This window comes from Streptomyces sp. NPDC001781 (assembly GCF_053596035.1).
The window spans coordinates 63,619-81,327 of sequence record NZ_JBSFFI010000024.1; the positions used below are offsets into that span (position 1 = coordinate 63,619).

General features: G+C 73.4%; 13 protein-coding genes. 9 read left to right on the top strand and 4 right to left on the bottom strand.

Going from position 1 to position 17,709, the window contains the following annotated elements; genetic code table 11:
- The first annotated feature begins 12 nt into the window (after nucleotides 1-12).
- Together ACWCV3_RS21590 and ACWCV3_RS21595 are read left to right on the top strand one after the other, a co-directional pair.
- Nucleotides 13-450 carry a MarR family winged helix-turn-helix transcriptional regulator gene (locus tag ACWCV3_RS21590; RefSeq protein ID WP_451226561.1) on the top strand — a complete coding sequence of 146 codons (438 nt, stop codon included), beginning with the start codon at nucleotides 13-15 and terminating at the stop codon, nucleotides 448-450.
- Between the two features lie 46 nt (nucleotides 451-496).
- A complete protein-coding gene (locus ACWCV3_RS21595; RefSeq protein ID WP_451226460.1) occupies nucleotides 497-1,081 on the top strand; it encodes an isochorismatase family protein in 585 nt (194 codons plus the stop codon).
- A gap of 60 nt (nucleotides 1,082-1,141) precedes the next feature.
- On the opposite strand, the gene ACWCV3_RS21600 is transcribed toward ACWCV3_RS21595, so the two are convergent.
- Nucleotides 1,142-1,411 (bottom strand): hypothetical protein, encoded by a 270-nt coding sequence (locus ACWCV3_RS21600; protein WP_451226463.1) that lies wholly within the window; start codon nucleotides 1,409-1,411, stop codon nucleotides 1,142-1,144.
- A gap of 125 nt (nucleotides 1,412-1,536) precedes the next feature.
- Nucleotides 1,537-3,990, bottom strand: coding sequence for a SpoIIE family protein phosphatase (locus tag ACWCV3_RS21605; RefSeq protein WP_451226466.1), 2,454 nt, complete (start codon nucleotides 3,988-3,990; stop codon nucleotides 1,537-1,539).
- 425 nt (nucleotides 3,991-4,415) lie between these two features.
- Between ACWCV3_RS21605 and ACWCV3_RS21610 the strand changes: the two genes are divergently transcribed.
- A complete protein-coding gene (locus tag ACWCV3_RS21610; protein ID WP_451226468.1) occupies nucleotides 4,416-6,548 on the top strand; it encodes a SpoIIE family protein phosphatase in 2,133 nt (710 codons plus the stop codon).
- A gap of 54 nt (nucleotides 6,549-6,602) precedes the next feature.
- Here ACWCV3_RS21610 and ACWCV3_RS21615 read toward each other — a convergent pair whose 3' ends face one another.
- Nucleotides 6,603-7,946 carry a S1 family peptidase gene (locus tag ACWCV3_RS21615; protein WP_451226470.1) on the bottom strand — a complete coding sequence of 448 codons (1,344 nt, stop codon included), beginning with the start codon at nucleotides 7,944-7,946 and terminating at the stop codon, nucleotides 6,603-6,605.
- Nucleotides 7,947-8,600: 654 nt separating this feature from the next.
- On the opposite strand from ACWCV3_RS21615, the gene ACWCV3_RS21620 reads away from it, so the two are divergent.
- The 4 genes from ACWCV3_RS21620 (at nucleotide 8,601) to ACWCV3_RS21635 (ending at nucleotide 14,779) form a co-directional block, all read left to right on the top strand.
- A complete protein-coding gene (locus ACWCV3_RS21620) occupies nucleotides 8,601-8,816 on the top strand; it encodes a hypothetical protein (RefSeq protein WP_031179346.1) in 216 nt (71 codons plus the stop codon).
- Nucleotides 8,817-8,923: 107 nt separating this feature from the next.
- Nucleotides 8,924-9,730: an HlyD family efflux transporter periplasmic adaptor subunit gene (locus tag ACWCV3_RS21625; RefSeq protein ID WP_451226473.1), complete on the top strand. Its 807-nt coding sequence runs from the start codon at nucleotides 8,924-8,926 to the stop codon at nucleotides 9,728-9,730.
- Nucleotides 9,727-11,961, top strand: coding sequence for an NHLP family bacteriocin export ABC transporter peptidase/permease/ATPase subunit (locus tag ACWCV3_RS21630; RefSeq protein WP_451226476.1), 2,235 nt, complete (start codon nucleotides 9,727-9,729; stop codon nucleotides 11,959-11,961). Before ACWCV3_RS21625 ends, ACWCV3_RS21630 begins: the two co-directional genes overlap by 4 nt.
- A gap of 1 nt (nucleotide 11,962) precedes the next feature.
- Nucleotides 11,963-14,779: an NHLP bacteriocin export ABC transporter permease/ATPase subunit gene (locus tag ACWCV3_RS21635; protein WP_451226479.1), complete on the top strand. Its 2,817-nt coding sequence runs from the start codon at nucleotides 11,963-11,965 to the stop codon at nucleotides 14,777-14,779.
- A 187-nt stretch (nucleotides 14,780-14,966) separates the two neighbouring features.
- On the opposite strand, the gene ACWCV3_RS21640 is transcribed toward ACWCV3_RS21635, so the two are convergent.
- Nucleotides 14,967-15,389, bottom strand: coding sequence for a subtilase-type protease inhibitor (locus ACWCV3_RS21640; protein WP_451226482.1), 423 nt, complete (start codon nucleotides 15,387-15,389; stop codon nucleotides 14,967-14,969).
- 571 nt (nucleotides 15,390-15,960) lie between these two features.
- Here ACWCV3_RS21640 and ACWCV3_RS21645 point away from each other — a divergent pair.
- Nucleotides 15,961-17,127 (top strand): lactate 2-monooxygenase, encoded by a 1,167-nt coding sequence (locus ACWCV3_RS21645; protein WP_451226485.1) that lies wholly within the window; start codon nucleotides 15,961-15,963, stop codon nucleotides 17,125-17,127.
- 131 nt (nucleotides 17,128-17,258) lie between these two features.
- Complete coding sequence (locus ACWCV3_RS21650; protein ID WP_451226488.1) at nucleotides 17,259-17,663, top strand: hypothetical protein; 405 nt, start codon at nucleotides 17,259-17,261, stop codon at nucleotides 17,661-17,663.
- Nucleotides 17,664-17,709 lie beyond the last annotated feature (46 nt).

Sequence of the window (17,709 nt, forward strand, 5' to 3'; positions counted from 1 at the left end):
ACGGTGGCGGGCATGGTCCATGTCTCCGGTTCGGCCGCCCGCGCGGCACGCGAGCTGCGGGTGGTCTTCAGCCGGCTGCGGCGCCGTATCCGTGAGGTGGCGCGGGACGCCGACCTCACGCCCCCGCAGGAGTCCGCGCTCTCCCTCGCCGGCAAGCACGGCGCCGCCACGGCGAGCGCGCTCGCGGCGGCGGAGGGCGTGCGCCCGCAGTCCATGGCGGCCACGCTCGGCGCGCTGGAACAGCAGGGGCTCATCCGCCGCGCGCCCGACCCGGACGACGGCCGCCGTCAGCTCGTCACCCTGACCGAGGCGGGCCGTGCCCGCGTGGAGGGCAACCGGCAACTGCGCGAGGAGTGGCTGGCCCGCGCCTTCCAGGACCGGTTCACCGAGGAGGAACGGGAGACGGTGCTGACCGCGCTGGAACTGCTGGAGCGGCTGTCCCGCCCCTGAACACCGGGCCCTTTCCCGGCACCCACCCTTTGCGAAAGGCCGACGCATGTCCGTCACCACGCTCGACCCCCGTACCGCCCTCGTCGTGATCGACCTCCAGGCCGGGATCACGGCGATGCCCGTCCAGCCGCACGGCGCCGCCGACGTGGTGGCCCGCAGTGCCGAGCTGGCCGACGCCTTCCGTGCCCGGAACCTGCCCGTGGCGCTGGTCCGGGTCTCCTTCGCCGCCGACGGCGCGGACGCCGTGCCCGGCCGCACCGAGCGCCAGGCGCGCGGCCTGGCCTTCCCCGAGGGCTGGGACGTGATAGCGGACGAGCTGACCGGGCACGCCGGGGACGTCCTGGTCACCAAGCACAACTGGAGCGCCCTGTTCGGCACCGACCTGGACGTGCAGCTCCGCCGCCGGGGTGTCACGCAGATCGTGCTCACCGGGATCGCCACCAGCATCGGCGTCGAGTCCACCGCCCGTGACGCCTACGCCGCCGGCTACCACGTCACCCTGGCCACCGACGCCATGGCCGACGCGGACGCCGACGCGCACACCAACAGCGTCGAGCGGATCTTCCCCCGCCTCGGGGAGAGCGGTACGACGGCGGAGATCCTCGAACTGCTGGCCAAGACCCACGGCTGAGCACGCCGGGCGGGCCCGGCACCCGCTCGGGTACCGGGCCCCCTCGTCCCTGCGTCCGGGTCAGTCCCCGGCCGCCGCCGCGCGTTCCACCTCGGCCTCGACCTCGGCGCGGGCCCGTCCGGTGTCGCGGGCGTACTCGCTGAGCGCGGTCTGCACGTCGCGGGCCAGGTCACGCCAGGCCCGCAGGGCGGTCTCGTACGTACCGGACTGCGCGCCGGTCATCGCCCGCTCGGCCGGGGGACCGTAGGTGTCCCGCAGCTCCTCCACGGTGGCGTGTGCCGCGGCCGCCGCGCGCTGTTTCTGGACCAGTTCTTCGAAGGTGTGTGCCACACCAACCGACCCTAGGCACGCGGAGCGAACCCGCCACTCGGGGCCGCCGTCCGCGCCGTCCGCCGGGGCCCGCTCCCGGGCGTCGTCACCCGCCTCGTCGAGATCCCTCATCCCCACCCGCCCCCTCACGCCTCGTCCGTCACCAGCTCCGCCCACACTTGCTTGCCGCCGCTGACCGGGACCGTGCCCCAGGTGTGGGAGACCGCCTCGACCAGCAGGATTCCCCGGCCGCCGGTGGCCTCCCAGCCGACACTGGTCGGCTGCAGGGGCCCGCGCGGCGAGGAGTCGGTGACCGCGATGCGCAGGCGGTGGCCGATCAGGCCGAGGTCGAGCCGTACCTGCCCCCCGGTGTGCACGAGGGCGTTGGTGACCAGCTCGGACACCACGAGCAGGGCGGTGTCGGCGGTGTCCCTCGGCACCTCCCAGGCGCGCAGGGTGCGGCGGACGAAACGCCGGGCGTGCCGCACCGCCTCCGGCACCCGCCACACGCTCCAGCTCTCGCGGCGCGGGCGCACGGCCATGCCGTCGTAGCGGACCAGCAGCAGCGCCACGTCGTCGCCCCGGTGGGCCCCCGCGAGCAGGGCGTCGGCGGTGCGGCCGAGGCGGGCGGGGTCGGCGGCGGCGAGGTCGCGGGCGAGCCGGTCCATACCGGCGTCGAGCTCGGTGCCGGCGGACTCGACCAGGCCGTCGGTGGTGAGCGCGAGGACCGTGCCTGCCGTGAGTTTCAGCGGGGTCATCGGGTACTCCGCCCGGGTGAGCACCCCGAGCGGCGGTCCGCCCTCGACCTGGACGGTCCGCGTGCTGCCGTCCGGGTGGCGCAGCACCGGCTGCGGGTGCCCGGCGCGCACGCACAGGGCGGTTCCCTGCTCCATGTCGAAGTCGACGTAGACGCAGGTGGCGAAGAGGTCGGTCTCCATGTCGAGGAGCAGCCGGTTGGCGTGGGCGACGACCACGTCGGGCGGGTGACCCTCGGCGGCGTAGGCGCGCAGGGCCGTGCGCATCTGGCCCATGAGGGTGGCGGCGCCCGCGTTGTGGCCCTGGACGTCTCCGATGACGAAGGCCACGTGGTTGTCGGCGAGCGGGATCACGTCGTACCAGTCGCCGCCGACCTCCAGGCCGTCGGTGGCGGGCAGGTAGCGTGCCACCGCCTTGGCTCCGGGCAGCCTGGGCAGCCGGTGGGGCAGCAGGGTGCGCTGGAGCATGCCGACGAGTTCGTGCTCGGCGTCGAAGGCGTGGGCGCGGCGCAGGGCCTGTCCGGCGAGGGCGGCACAGGCGGTGAGCAGGGCACGTTCGTCGGGGGCGAACTCGTGCGGGCGGTCCCAGCCGATCAGGCAGGCCCCTGTCATCCGGTCGCCCGCGGGCAGCGGCAGGACCGCGAGGCCACCGGGGCCGACTCCGGCGAGGCCGGGTTCCAGGGCGGAGCCGGCGGGCCATATGTGGGCGCGGCCCTCGCGCAGCGCGGCGGCGAGGGCGGGCATGGCGCGTACGGGGGCGTCGGGCCACTCTCCGCGCCATTCGGCCCGCCAGAGTTCGGGCCACGCCTCGGGTTCGGGCGGGTCGAGGACGGCGACGACGAGGCGGTCGTTCTCCAGTTCGGCCAGCGCGATGCGGTCGGCACGCAGGGGCTTGCGCAGTGCGTCGACGACTGCGTGCCCGACGTCCTTGACGGTGCCCGCGGTGGCGAGGTCGGCGGCGAGGCGCTGGACGCGCGCCACGTCGGTGACGTCGGAGCGAAGCTTGGTGGCGTCCGCGACGGTGCCGACCAGCCGGGCGGGCCTGCCCTCCCCGCCGGGCAGCGGCCGTCCGCGCAGCCGGAGCCAGCGGAGTGCCCCGGACGGCTGGCGGACACGGAACTCCAGCTCACGCTCCTCCAGCGCCATGTGGTCGGGCTCCACGACCGACATCAGCGCCGGCAGGTCCTCGGGCACCGTGAGCCCGAGGAGCGTCTCCACCTTGCTGTCGAAGGCGTCGCGCCCTATCCCGAAGAGCCGCAGGATCTCGTCGCCGACCTCGACCCGTCCGGTGTCCATGGCGAGGCTGAAGGCGTCGGCGGCCGGTTCGCGGGCGCCGGCCGGGAAGGGCTCGGGGACGGCGACGGCGCGGGCGATCAGTTCCAGCACGGTCCGCTCCCCGGCCCCGAATCCCTCGGGCCGTTCCGTGACCGCGAGCAGCGAGCCGCCGCCCGGCCCGGCGAGGGGCAGGGCGGCGAGGGAGAAGTCCGGTGCGGGGGTGCGGCGGCCCTCGGTCCGGTCGGCCGCTTCGCCGGGGCCCGGCCAGGCGGGGAGGCCGGTGCGGTGGGCCTCGGCGGCCGGCGCGCCACCGTCGGCGGGGCAGCCGTCGCGCAGGCCGTACAGCGAACCGGGCACTCCGACGGACTCGGCCAGGTGCAGAACGGCGGGGTCGTCGCCGGGGGCGTAGACGCCGGCGAACGAGGCACCGGCGAGGACGAGCGCCTGTTCCAGGACGCGGCGGAGCCGGTCGGCGGAGGCGGGCGCGGCCATGAGTGTGGCGAGGACGTGCTCGGCACGCCCGGCTACCGTCCTGCGTACCGCAGCACCCTCACCCGCCACGCTGGCCATTACAGCGCGTGCGGGCGCGCGGCGCAGCCCCTGTGCACCGACCGCACGCGGTTTTTCCCTACCGCGCGATTGCCCCGGAAGCCTCAGGCCCGGGCGCACCGGCCTTTTCCGCCGTCCGGCATGAGTGGTGCCGGGAGGGGGTACTCGGCCTGGGCCTGTACGGGGGATCTTGGCGCGGACGCGGGTTCCGGCCCTGCTGTCCGCGGCGTTGCGGTCACTCTCCCCCGAGCCCGGATCCGCTCGGGCAGGTGGACCCCACCGTCCGCGCCGGCCCCCTCCTCGCCGTTGGACCTGGACGCACCAGACCCCCGCTCGCCGGGATCGACGGGCACCGCGCCCTCCCCGCACCTTGATCCGCCGGGCGGGCGCTGATCGCCAGCAGTGGAACTCGTGCGCGGTGCGGGGCGCGAGGGCCGTAAGAGGAGGTGGTCGGCGTGTCCGACACGCCGGACCCTGCGGAGGAACTCCCGGGGGCGGGACGGCCGCCGCTGTCGGTCGCCCTGGCCGCGATGATGGAGGACGTGGGCGCGCACTCGGGCGCGGTCTACCTGCTGCGGCCGGATGTTCCGGTGCTGGAGATGGCGGTGATGGCGGGCCTGCCGAGGGTGTTCGCCGCGCCGTGGGAGCGGGTCGGGGTGAGCGCGCCGGTCCCGGTCGCGCAGGCGGTGCGGCAGCGGTGCCTGGTGTGGGTGGGCGGCGGCGAGGAGATGGCGCGCCGCTTTCCGCACATCGCGGTGGTGCTGCCGTACCCGTTCGCGCTGGCGGCGCTGCCGCTGGCCACGGACGAGGCCGTGCTCGGCTCGATGTTCGTGACCTGGCCGGCCGGGCACGGCCCGGAGCTGACCGAGCGGGAGCGGACGCTGCTCGCGGCGGGATGCGGGCGGCTGACCCGCGTGCTGGCGCGGGCGTCGGCCGAGCATCTGCCGCTGGGCCCCGAGCGGGATCTGGTGGCGACGCCGGACGCGGCCGTCGTGGACACGCTGGGGCCGGTGGAGGCGGCGCGGATGGTGGCCCGGCTGCCCTACGGACTTGTGTCGCTCGACCTGGACGGCCGGATCGGCCACATCAACGCGTCCGCCGCGGAACTCCTCGGCCGGCCCGCCGCCGAACTGCACGGCACGCTGCCCTGGGTGTCGGTGCCCTGGCTCAACGACCCGCTGTACGAGGACCGATACCGGGCCGCGCTGATCAGCCGCCGTCCGACCTCCTTCGTGGCGCTCCGGCCGCCCGGCCAGTGGCTGTCCTTCCGTCTCTATCCGGGCAGCACCGGGGTGACCGTGCGCGTCACGCGGGTCCGGGTGCTGCCCGAGCACACGGACGGGCCGGCCGGGGCGCGGCCGCACCGGCTGGTGACGATCTCGCGGCTGCTGAGCCTCACGGGGGCGCTGACCGAGGCGGTGGCGGTGGACGATCTGGTCCAACTGGTCGCCGAGGAGGTGGGCCCGGCGGTCGGCAGTCACGCGCTGATGCTGCTCGGCGCCGAGGAGGGGCGGATGCGGGTGCTCGGGCACCGCGGCTACCCGGACAGGCGGGTGGCCGGATGGTTCGACGGGATGCCGCTGAGCGAACGCACTCCGGGCACCCAGGCGTTGAGCTGTGGAGTGCCTGCGTTCTTCGAGTCCCGGGAGCAGTTGGAGCGGCTGTATCCCGTGCGGCGCGAGTCCCGTGACGGCTTCGCGGCCTGGGCGTTCCTGCCGCTGGTCGCGTCCGGGCGCCGGGTGGGGACGTGTGTGCTGGCGTACCGGGAGCCGCGTTCCTTCCCCGCCGAGGAGCGGGCGGTGCTGACCGGCCTCGGCGGGCTGATCGCCCAGGCACTGGAGCGGACGATGCTGTACGACGCCAAGCACCGGCTGGCGCACGGGCTCCAGGAGGCGCTGCTGCCGCACTCGCTGTACGCGCCGCCCGGCATCGAGGCGGCCGCGCGCTATCTCCCGGCGACGCGGGGCATGGACATCGGCGGCGACTTCTACGACCTGGTGCCGACCCGGCCGCAGGCGTCCGCCGTGATCGGCGACGTCCAGGGGCACAACGTCAAGGCGGCGGCGCTGATGCGGCAGATCCGTACCGGTGTGCGCGCGTACAGCGCGGTGGGACAGGCGCCGGGCAAGGTGATGGGCAGCAGCAACCGGCTGCTGATCGACCTCGGCGCCGAGCTGTTCGCCAGTTGCCTCTACCTCCGCCTCGACCCCGCGCACGGCCGCGCCGTCATGGCGCGGGCCGGTCATCCGCCGCCGCTGCTCAGGCGCCCGGACGGGCGGGTGAGGGTGCTGGACCTGGCCGGGGGACCGCTGCTCGGCATCGACCCGGAGGCGGTGTACCCGACGACGGAGGTGAGGCTGGCGCCGGGCTCGGTGCTCGCCCTCTACACGGACGGCCTCGTGGAGTCGCCCGGTGTGGACATCGAGGACGCGCTGATCGACCTGGGCGCGCTGTTCGCCGAGGCGGGCGACGGTCCGCTGGAGGAGCTGGCGGACGCGCTGGTCCGGCACGGCACGGCCGGCCGGGAGCGGGTGGACGACGTGGCGGTGCTGCTGCTGCGTGCTCAGGACGGGAGGTGAGGCACCGAGGCGCAGCGGGTCCGGCCCCTCCACCGAAGGGCCGGACCGGCTGGATCAGTTGGCGGAGGTTCCGCCCTGCTGACGGTCGCGGTGGTGCGTCCTGGTGTTCTGCTCCTGAGCGGCACCGGAACCCGCACCGGCCTGGTCGCCGGCGCCGCCGATCCGGTCGCCGCCCGCCTGGTCACCGGCACCGGCCTGGTCGCCCGCGCCGGCCTGGTCCCCGGCACCCGCCTGGTCGCCGCCGGCACCCGCACCGGCACCCGCGCCCCCGGCGCCGAGGGTGGCGCCCGTGGCCGCGAGGGCGGCGGTGACCGGCTGGAAGAAGGTCTCGCCGCCGCTGGTGCAGTCGCCGCTGCCGCCGGAGGTCAGGCCGATCGCCGCGCCCTCCTGGGTGAACAGTGAGCCGCCGCTGTCGCCGGGCTCGGCGCAGACGTCGGTCTGGATGAGACCGGTGACGGTGTCGACGCCGCCCGGGTCGGTCTCGCTCTGGAAGTTCACGGTGGCGTCGAGGCCGGTGACCTGGCCGTTGTGCAGCCCGGTGGTGGAGCCCATGCGGAACACGGTGGAGCCGACGGTGGCCTCGGCGGCCTGGGTGATCGCCACGATCTGACCGTTGCCCGCGTCGACCTCGCTGGGTGCCTCGGTCGCCGGGTCGTCGTACTTGACGAGCGAGAAGTCGCCCGCACCGGGGAAGGTGGCCTGGTCGACGGTGGCGATGGGCTGCCCGGTCTGCGAGTCGGACCACTGCTTGGCCGCGACCCCGCAGTGACCGGCGGTCAGGAAGGCGGGGCTGCCGTCGGAGGCGGTGACGTTGAAGCCGAGGGAGCAGCGGACGCCGCCGCCCTGTGTCTGGGAGAAGATCGCGTCGCCACCGGAGACGAACGTCTTGAAGGTGCCGCCGGTCCTCTTCAGCGTGGCCGTGCCGGAGCCGAGACCGTCGACGGTGGACTCGAGCCGGTCCCACTTGGCGCCGGTCACCGTGGAGTCGGCGCTGACGATCACCTTGTTGGTGCGCGGGTCGACGGCCCAGGCGGTGCCGGGGATGGCCGCCTTGGTCCGCAGCGTCTGCGCGGCGGACCGGAGATCGGCGGTGCTGTTCTCCACCTGCCGTACGACGGCGCCCGTACTCTTCGCACGTGCGACGGCGGCACCCTCACCGACCGCGTTGACGACGAGCTGCCGCTTGGCGGTGTCGTAGTAGGAGCCGGCGAACTGGCCGCCGAGGGACTGCTTCAACCGGGCGGCGAGCATGGTCGCATCGGTGGCCCTGAGGGTCCTCGCGGTGCCCGCCGAGGCCGTGCCCTTGTCCTGGGACGCGTTGGCGTTGGGCAGCAGCAGGGCCGCCGCTCCGAGCGCCGCGACACCGCCCACCGCTATGGCGGCCTTCCTCTTGGGCATGCGCTTGTGACTCAACTTCTCGACCTCCTGGGTACGGGGGTCTGCCGCTGTCGGGCAGTTCGTAGGGGGGTGCCGGCTGGCTACAGGTACGGGCGGTCCGCCGGGTGCGTTCAATCCCGATTGCCAACTTCGTTGCAGGGAGGGGGAATCAGCCACGCCCGTGCACCTTCTGACGCACCGGCACCCCGGTGACCCCGCGTCACGCCAGAGTGACCCTGGGTCCAGTGCCGGTAACGGAATCCCCGCTTCAGGGAATCTGCACATCCCGCACCCAGACAGGGCACGGTCCGTCGGCTTCGCACACCGGCGCGGGTGTCCCGGACACGTCTTAGGAGAGGTGTGCCGGATTCGTGTTACCGGCGGTAGTGGAGAGGGTGCGGCGGCGGCGCGGTGATTGTGAAGGCGTACTGCGCACGGCGTGCGCACCCCTGCACGAATGAACCCCACCGTGGGCCGAACTCGCTGGTGAGAGCCTTGAGCAAGTGGAACCGGGCGCGGCGTGCGTGCTTTGATCCATCGCGTCGCAGGAACCGCCCCAGGGCTGCCGGTAACGGCGGTCCGAAGGTCTGGAACTCCTCGCGGTCGCGGCCGTCATCTGTCCCCAGAGGGGGCCGCTCCCCCCTTGTGAAGACCCATACGAAGGGAAGTTCCATCATGAACTCCACCCCCCGTGTCGAGACCGTCGAGATCTCGGACGCCGAGCTGGACAACGTTTCCGGTGGCCTGTCCGTGAACGCCCTCTCCACCGTGACCGGCGCCGTCAACGGCATCGCCCCGGTTTCCGGCCTGGTGGACACCGTCGTCGGCACCGTCGAGGGTGTCACCGGCCTCAACACGGCCCCGGTCACCGGCCTGGTCGCCGGTCTCTGACCGCACCTCGGTGTCACCGAGAGTCCCGGACCCCTCGCGGGTCCGGGACTCTCGGGCGTCCCGAGACATTTCCGTGCCGTCGTCTCTCCTCGGGTGGGGGAAGTTCCGTGCAGTTCCGCCAACAGGCCCTCGCCAAGCTCCAGTCGCCGGAGGATCTCGACCTCCCGGTGCGGCTGGCACGCCCGCAGGGGTGGCTCGTGCTGGGCATCACCGTCGTCGTGATGGCGGCCGCCTCGGTGTGGGCGGTGACCGGTTCGGTCGCCTCCACCGTGAGCGCCCCGGCCATCCTCACGCACGGGCAGGGCAGTTACGTCCTCCAGAGCCCCGTGGCCGGACAGGTCACCGGCGTGCTCGCCAAGCAGGGGCAGCGGCTGCCCGCCGACGCCCCTGTGCTCAAGGTCCGTACCGCGCAGGGTGATTCGGTGGTCCGCACCGTCGCCGCGGGCCGGATCACCGCGCTGGCCGCGACCATCGGGCAGATCGTGCAGACCGGGGCCGACGTGGCCGCCGTGGAGAAGGTCGCGCACGACTCCGACCCGCTGTACGCGACGGTGTACGTGCCCGCCGAGAACGCGGCCTCCATTCCCGCGCACGCCACGGTGGACCTGACCGTGTCCTCCGTACCGGCCGAGCGCTACGGCGTGCTGCGCGGGACGGTGAAGTCGGTGGACCGCGCGGCGCAGAGCGCCCAGTCGATCGGCGCGTTCCTCGGCGACAGCCAGCTCGGCCGGCAGTTCACCGGCAAGGGCCGCCCGGTCGCCGTCCTCGTCGCGCTCGACAAGTCGGCCTCCACCAGCAGCGGTTACCGCTGGTCGTCGACAGGAGGACCGCCCTTCGGGCTCGACTCCATGACCCTGGCCTCCGGCGCGGTCCATCTGAGCGACCAGCGCCCGATCGATTGGTTGCTCCCGTGACCGCCCCGACCGACACCGCGCAGGAGAACCGCGGCCGCAGACGGGCCGCCCCGGCCCGCCGCCCGGTACCCAAGCCCCGTGGCGGCACGGTCCGTACGCCCACCGTGCTGCAGATGGAGGCCGTCGAGTGCGGCGCCGCCTCCCTCGCCATGGTGCTCGGCCACTACGGCCGCCATGTCCCGCTGGAGGAGCTCCGCATCGCCTGCGGTGTCTCCCGCGACGGCTCGCGCGCCAGCAACCTGCTGAAGGCGGCGCGGAGTTACGGACTGACCGCCAAGGGCATGCAGATGGACCTCGCGGCGCTCGCCGAGGTGCGCGCCCCGGCCATCCTGTTCTGGGAGTTCAACCACTATGTCGTCTACGACGGCATGGGCCGCCGCTTCGGCCGGCGCGGGGTGTACATCAACGACCCCGCGAAGGGCCGGCGGTTCGTGCCGATGGAGGAGTTCGACGGCAGCTTCACCGGCGTGGTGCTGATGCTGGAGCCGGGCGACGGATTCAGCAAGGGCGGCCGCAGGCCCGGGGTTCTCGGCGCGATGCCCGCCCGGCTGCGCGGCACGGCGGGCACCCTGCCCGCAGCGGTGCTGGCGAGCCTGCTGCTGGTCGCGGTGGGCGCGGCGGTTCCCGCGCTGAGCCGTACCTATATCGACATGTTCCTGATCGGCGGCCAGACCTCGCTGCTCGGCGTGCTGTTCGCCTCGATGGCGACCTGTGTGGCGCTGACCCTGGTGCTGACCTGGCTCCAGCAGGCCAATCTGCTGCACGGCCGGATCATCTCCTCCACCCTGTCCAGCGCCCGTTTCCTGCGCCATCTGCTGCGGCTGCCGGTCACCTTCTTCTCCCAGCGCTCCCCCGCCGACCTGGTGCAGCGCCTGCAGTCCAACGACCAGGTCGCCGAGACCCTGGCCCGCGACCTCGCGGCGGCCGGTGTGGACGCGATCGTGGTCGTGCTGTACGCGGTCCTGCTGTACACCTACGACCCGCAGCTGACCTTCGTCGGCATCGGCGTGGCACTGCTCAACATCGTGGCGATGCGGCTGGTGATCCGGCTGCGCGCGACCCGTACCGCGAAGCTGCGGGCGGACACCGCACGGCTGACGAACACCTCGTACACCGGGCTCCAGCTCATCGAGACGATGAAGGCGACCGGCGGGGAGGACGGCTACTTCCGCAAGTGGGCCGGGCAGCACGCCGCGACGCTGGAGGAGCAGCAGAAGCTCGGTGTGCCGAGCGCGTGGCTGGGCGTGGTCGCGCCGACGCTGGCCACCTTCAACAGCGCGCTCATCCTGTGGATCGGCGGCCTCAGGGCGGTCGAGGGACACATCTCGGTCGGTCTGCTGGTGGCGTTCCAGGCGCTCGTGGCCCGCTTCACCGCGCCGCTCACCCGGCTGAACGGCGTGGCGGGCCGCATCCAGGACTTCGCGGCCGACGTGGCCAGGCTGAAGGACGTGGAGAACTTCCAGGCCGACCCGCTGTACGCGCGTCCCGGCGGCGCCGACTCCACCCGCAGGCTGCGCGGGCACGTCGAGCTGGAGGGTGTCACCTTCGGCTACAGCCCGCTGGACAAGCCGCTGCTGACGGATTTCGGCCTCATGGTGGGGCCGGGGCAGCAGGTGGCGCTGGTGGGTGGGTCGGGCAGCGGCAAGTCGACGGTGTCCCGGCTGATCTCGGGCCTGTACTCGCCATGGGAGGGAGTGATCCGGATCGACGGCCGCAGGCTGGAGGACATCCCGCGCGGCGCGCTCGCCGCCTCGGTGTCCTTTGTCGACCAGGACGTGTTCCTCTTCGAGGGCTCGGTCCGGGACAACGTGGCGCTGTGGGACCCCTCGATCCCGGACGAGGCGGTGGAGGAGGCGCTGCGGGACGCGGCGCTGTACGACGTGGTGGCGCGCCGGCCGGGCGGGGTGCACAGCAGGGTCGAGCAGGACGGCCGCAACTTCTCCGGCGGCCAGCGCCAGCGGCTGGAGATCGCGCGGGCACTGGTGCGCCGCCCCAGCATCCTGGTGCTGGACGAGGTGACCAGCGCGCTGGACGCCGAGACGGAGCTGACGGTGATGGACAACCTGCGCCGGCGGGGCTGCGCCTGCGTGGTGATCGCCCACCGGCTCTCCACGGTCCGCGACAGCGACGAGATCGTGGTGCTCCAGCACGGCACGGTCGTGGAGCGGGGCAGGCACGAGGAGCTGCTGGCGCGCGGTGGCGCGTACGCGGCGCTGGTCAGGGAGCGGTGAGATGACGTCCACGTACGACGGTGATCTGGTGCTGGGCGCCCTCGGCTCGCTGGGTACGCGGGTCGACTGCGCCGGGCTGAACCGGCTGGATCTCGAAGGACCCCAGGTGCTCTGGCTGGTGGCGGCCGGCGCGCTCGACCTGTTCGCGGTGGATGCCGCCGAGCAGGGCCACTGGCACCACCTGGGCCGGGTGGAGGCGGGGGCGCTGCTGCTCGGCCCGGTCGTGGGACCCCAGCACACCCTGGTGGCACGCCCGGTGCGGGACTGCGTGGTGCACCGGGTCGACCTGCGCGAGCTCCACCAGGGCGCGCACACCGAGACCTGGTCCTACGACGAGTACGGCAACCCGCAGTACGTCCCGCCCTCCTCCAGCCCGCTGGAGTACGCCCTCGCGCTCGGTGTCGGCCGGGGCCTGTCGGTGCTGTTCCAAGCGCCGCTCGCGGAGGACCGGTCGGTGGCGCCGTCCGACGACGACGTGTTCTGGATGCAGGTGCCGCCGGGCAGTGTGCAGTACGGGTCGATGTACGGCGCGGAGGCTGCGGCCGACCTGCTGATGGACCCGGGGCTGTGGCAGAGCCTGGTCGACCAGCAGTACCGGCTGCTGGCCGCGCTGGACCGCTGGATCGAGCAGTTGGAGCGCACTCACGAGACGCGGGCGGCAGCCGGCATCAAGGCCGGTGAGGCGGTACGCGCCCAGGCGGACCGGACCCTGCTCGCCTCCATCGGCAGGCGCTCGGACCGGCGGACCACGGCGGCCGACGCGGACGCCGGGTACGCGGCCTGCAGGCTGGTCGCGCGGGCGGCCGGGATCACGCTGGCCGACCCGGCGCGCGGGATCGGCGAGAGCGAGCGGCTGGACCCGGTGGAACGGGTGGCGCTGGCCTCGCGGGTCCGGGTCCGGGCGGTGCGGCTGGAGGGCCGCTGGTGGCGGGAGAACGTGGGCCCGCTGGTCGGCCACCGGGCGCTGTCCGGGGCACCGGTGGCGCTGCTGTGGCGGCGCGGCGGCTATGTGGCCGTACAGCCGGCGACCGGCCGGGAGACGCCGGTGGAGAAGGCGAACGCGGAGGAGTTCGAGCCTCGTGCGGTGATGTTCTACCGGCCGCTGCCCGAGAAGCGGCTCGGCCCGCTGGGCCTGCTCCGGTTCAGCCTGGGCGGGACGCGCAACGACCTGCTGAACCTGCTGCTGGCGGGGCTGGTCACGGTGGCGATCGGCGCGCTGGTGCCCATCGCCACGGGCAAGGTGCTCGGCGAGTACGTACCGCAGGCGCGGGAGAACCTGATCGCGCAGGTCTGTCTCGCGGTGATGCTCAGCGGGGTGGTGTCCGCGGCGTTCACACTGCTGGAGAACCTCACCATCCTGCGGCTGGAGGGACGCATCGAAGGCTCGCTGCAGCCGGCGGTCTGGGACCGGCTGCTGCGGCTGCCGACCCGGTTCTTCAGCGGGCGCTCCACCGGTGAGCTGGCGAGCGCCGCGATGGGCATCAGCGCGATCCGGCGGCTGCTGGCGGGCGTCGGCCCGGTGGTGGCGCAGTCGGTGACGATCGGCGCGATGAACGTCGGCCTGCTGCTCTGCTACAGCGTGCCGATGGCGATGGCCGCCATCGCGATGCTCCTGGTGATCGGCGCCGTCTTCACGGGACTCGGGCTGTGGCAGGTCCGTTGGCAGCGGCGGCTCGTGACACTCGGCAACAAGCTGAACAACCAGGCGTTCCAGACCTTGCGCGGCCTGCCCAAGCTGCGGGTGGCGTCGGCGGAGAACTACGCCTACGCCGCGTGGGCCGGTGAGTTCGCGCGCAGCCGGGAGCTCCAGCAGCGGGTCGGCCGGATCAAGAACCTCAGCTCGGTGCTGGGCGCGGTGTATCTGCCGGTGTGCACGCTGGTGATGTTCATGCTGCTGGCGGGTCCGGCGAAGGGCACGATGTCGGCGGCGTCGTTCCTCACCTTCAGCACCGCGGTGACGATGGTTCTGACCTCGGTCACCCAGCTGACCGGCGCGTTCGTGTCGGCGGTGGCGGCGCTGCCGCTGTTCGAGGAGCTGCGCCCGGTGCTGGACGCCACGCCGGAGGTGCGGGCGGGCAGCACCCGGCCGGGCCCGCTGAGCGGAGCGCTGGAGGCCAGGCGGCTCTCGTTCCGGTACTCCGACGACGGTCCGCTGGTCCTGGACGACGTCTCCTTCGCGGTGCGGCCGGGTGAGTTCGTCGCGGTGGTCGGCCCGAGCGGCTGCGGCAAGTCCACGCTGCTGCGCCTGCTGATCGGCTTCGACAAGCCGGTGTCCGGCAGTGTGCTGTACGACGGCCAGGACCTCGGCGCGCTGGACCAGTCGGCGGTGCGGCGGCAGTGCGGAGTGGTCCTCCAGCACGCGCAGCCTTTCAACGGCTCCATCATGGACGTGGTCTGCGGCACCGAGCCGTACACGCCCGAGGAGGTCATGGCGGCCATCGAGCTGGCGGGGCTCGCCGAGGACGTGCAGCGGATGCCGATGGGGCTGCACACCATCGTCGCCGGGAGCGGGGCGGTCTCCGGCGGGCAGCGCCAACGGCTCATGATCGCCCAGGCGTTGATCCGCCGGCCGCGCATCCTCTTCTTCGACGAGGCGACCAGTGCCCTGGACAACGACACCCAGCGCACGGTCATCGAGTCCACTCGCAAGCTGAACGCCACCCGCGTCGTCATCGCTCACCGGCTGTCCACCGTGATGGACGCGGACCGGGTGGTGGTGATGGAGGACGGCAAGGTGATCCAGCAGGGCACCCCCGCCGAACTGCTCGCGGACACCGGCGGCCGGCTGCACGAACTGGTGCGGCGGCAGCTCGCGTGACGACGGATGTGCCGCTTCCCGGCAAGGCCCCCCACGGGCCTGGCCGGGAAGCGGCTGTGGGTCCGGAAGGCGGCGGCCCCACTCCGCCTCACCCTCCCGGTACGGGATCGCCGGTCGTTCCACCCCAGGGGCCGCACTCCCCAGTTGCGAAACCGACCCTGCGGCACGGAACCCGTGCGATCCCGGTCTAGAACGCGAAGAGGCTGCTGTCGAGCGCGTCCTTCGCGCAAGCGTTGCCGAACGTGCGCTCGTAGGCGACCCGCTGGCCCTGCCAGACACCCTGGACGGTGACGACCACGGGGTCGTACTGCCGGGTGCAGTACACGTCGGGGCGGGCCTTGAGGCCGGTGAAGTCGCCTCTCAGCCCGCGCAGTTCGGCGCAGGCGGCGGCCGCAGCGGGGTGGGTGCCGGTGGCCGTGGGCGCGCAGCTCAGGGTGACGGCGCGTTCCGGGGTGACCGTGGTCGCGCCGTCGCCGTGCCCGGTGGTGAGGACCAGTGCCGAGGGCGCGTACAGGGAGGCAGGCGCGGCTACGGCGGAACCGGTCAGGGGTCCGCAGACGGCGGCGGCGGTGAGGCCGAGGGCCGCGGCCCAGCGCGCGGTGTTCCGCATGGTGTGCATCCTTCCGCTCGATTCGAGGGTGTGCCGCCCTTTGCCCGGTGGGGCGCCGCGACGGCGAGCGCCACTCTGCCGAGTCCGCCGCCGGAACACACATCCCACCCATGACTTTCAGTAACATTGCGTATTGAATCAGTGGCGTGAAGTCACGGAATTCGAACAGGTCGCCCCCTGAACTCCGGGCTTTCCGAACGCGCGGACCGGCTCGATGGCCGGAACTCACCGCCTGCGCAATCGGCCTGAAACATTCCGCGCGCCCACTCCGGGACCGCCTTCACGATCCGCTCCCGACACCTTCACGATTCCTCGCGTTCGCGTGGGTTTCGCCGGGACCCAGGTCATTGAACCCTTGACCGGAACGGCCGGACACGGACGAGACGCACACCGGCCGCCCGAGCCGATCCGGCCGCAACTCGGCCGGACCCCGCCCGGGAGCCCCGGCCGGCCTCCCGCACCGCGACTCCCCCGCACGCCGGGCCCCGTCCCGGTGACCGGGCTCCGGCGCGGCCCGCCGCCTGAGGCACACTGAGCCGAGCATGACACCCCGACGAGAGGGAGCGGTGGCGTGGGCGCTCGGTGGGCGGACTTCCAGTACGAGATCTACCTGAACGGAATGAACGGGACGGTCCCCCGGCTGCCCACCGATCTGACCCGGCTGGAGGAGCTGGCCGAGCACCGGCTCGGGCCGGGCCCGGTCGGGTACGTCGCGGGGAGCGCCGGGAACGGGAGCACCGAGCGGGCCAACCGGACCGCGCTGGAACGCCGCCGGATCGTGCCGCGCATGCTGCGCGACGTGGCCGAACGCGACCTCTCCGCAAGCGTGCTGGGCCGTAGCCTGCCCGCGCCGCTGGCCCTCGCGCCCGTCGGGGTGCTGTCGATCATGCATCCGGACGCGGAGTGCGGCGCCGCCCGGGCCGCCGCCGCGCAGGGTGTGCCGTTCATCCTGTCGTCGGCGTCGAGCACACCGATGGAGACGGTCGCGGAGGCGATGGGGGACGGCGAGCGGTGGTTCCAGCTCTACTGGGGCAGCGACCGCGAGGTGACCCGGAGCTTCCTGGGCCGGGCGCGGGCGGCGGGATACTCGGTGCTGGTCGTCACGCTGGACACCCCGCTGCTGTCCTGGCGCCCGCGTGACCTGGACCGGGCGTATCTGCCGTTCCTGCACGGGGTCGGCACCGCCAACTACTTCACCGACCCCGCCTTCCGCGCCGGGCTCGCCAAGCCGGTGGAGGAGGACCCGGACGCGGCCGTCCTCCGCTTCCTCGGCCTCTTCGGGGACGCCGGGCACACCTGGCCGGACCTGTCCTTCCTGCGGGAGCACTGGGACGGCCCGATCGTCCTCAAGGGCGTCCTGCACCCGGACGACGCCCGCGCGGCCGCCGACGCGGGGATGGACGGAGTCGTGGTCTCCAACCACGGCGGCCGTCAGGTCGCCGGTTCCGTCGCCGCGGCCGACGCCCTGCCGGGTGTCGTCGGCGCGGTCGGCGACCGGCTCGACGTGCTGTTCGACAGCGGCATCCGCACCGGCGACGACATCGCCAAGGCCCTCGCCCTGGGCGCACGCGCGGTCCTGCTCGGCCGCCCCTACGCGTACGGGCTCGGGCTGGACGGCCAGGCGGGCGTCGAGCACGTCGTCCGCAGCATCCTCGCTGAGCTCGACCTGACTCTCGCCCTCTCCGGCCACTCCTCCCCCGCCACCCTGGACCCGTCCGTCCTCAGGGAGGAACCCTGAGGACCGTCCCGTGATGGATCACGCCCGGTACGGCTCCTCTCCGTCACGTTCCCGGAGCCGCCCGGCGGTTCCTCGTATCCCCAGACCGCCGTATCCATGCCACACCCCGTGTCCATGCCATGATTTGCGGCATGAGCACAGGCACCGGTCACGCGGGGATCATCTACTGGCGGCGCAGCATCTGGAACGGCACCCGTTGCCAGCCCGTACTGGCCACTCTGCGTCCCGGCGAGCTGCACCTGCGGGACCGTTCCCTCGGCACCGTCCTGCGGGTGGACCCGCACACGGTGACGGGCCGTCTCACCCGGCTCGGCACCCTCGTGCTGACCGTCGAAGGACGGCGCTGGGTCTTCGTCGGGCGGGGCGCGTCCGTGTCGCCCTCGCCGAGCGCCGAGCAGCACCGGGCCCTGGAGCAGGCCGGACCCGGAACGGCCGCGGCCGGCGGCCTGATGGACGCCCTGCTCAACGACGGCGCGACGGCGCTGATGCGTGACTGGCGCACCCGGCTGGCCGACTCGGGGGCGCGGCTGCGCTGACCGGAGGTACCGGCTGGACACCCGGGCACCGCCGTTCACCGGAACG

Bases quoted from the DNA above. Each gene is read 5' to 3' on its own strand.
- ACWCV3_RS21595 (WP_451226460.1), top strand. From the start codon at position 497: ATGTCCGTCACCACGCTCGACCCCCGTACCGCCCTCGTCGTGATCGAC.
- ACWCV3_RS21620 (WP_031179346.1), top strand. From the start codon at position 8,601: ATGAACTCCACCCCCCGTGTCGAGACCGTCGAGATCTCGGACGCCGAG.
- ACWCV3_RS21650 (WP_451226488.1), top strand. From the start codon at position 17,259: ATGAGCACAGGCACCGGTCACGCGGGGATCATCTACTGGCGGCGCAGC.
- ACWCV3_RS21590 (WP_451226561.1), top strand. From the start codon at position 13: ATGGTCCATGTCTCCGGTTCGGCCGCCCGCGCGGCACGCGAGCTGCGG.
- ACWCV3_RS21635 (WP_451226479.1), top strand. From the start codon at position 11,963: ATGACGTCCACGTACGACGGTGATCTGGTGCTGGGCGCCCTCGGCTCG.
- ACWCV3_RS21605 (WP_451226466.1), bottom strand. From the start codon at position 3,990: ATGGCCAGCGTGGCGGGTGAGGGTGCTGCGGTACGCAGGACGGTAGCC.
- ACWCV3_RS21615 (WP_451226470.1), bottom strand. From the start codon at position 7,946: ATGCCCAAGAGGAAGGCCGCCATAGCGGTGGGCGGTGTCGCGGCGCTC.
- ACWCV3_RS21640 (WP_451226482.1), bottom strand. From the start codon at position 15,389: ATGCGGAACACCGCGCGCTGGGCCGCGGCCCTCGGCCTCACCGCCGCC.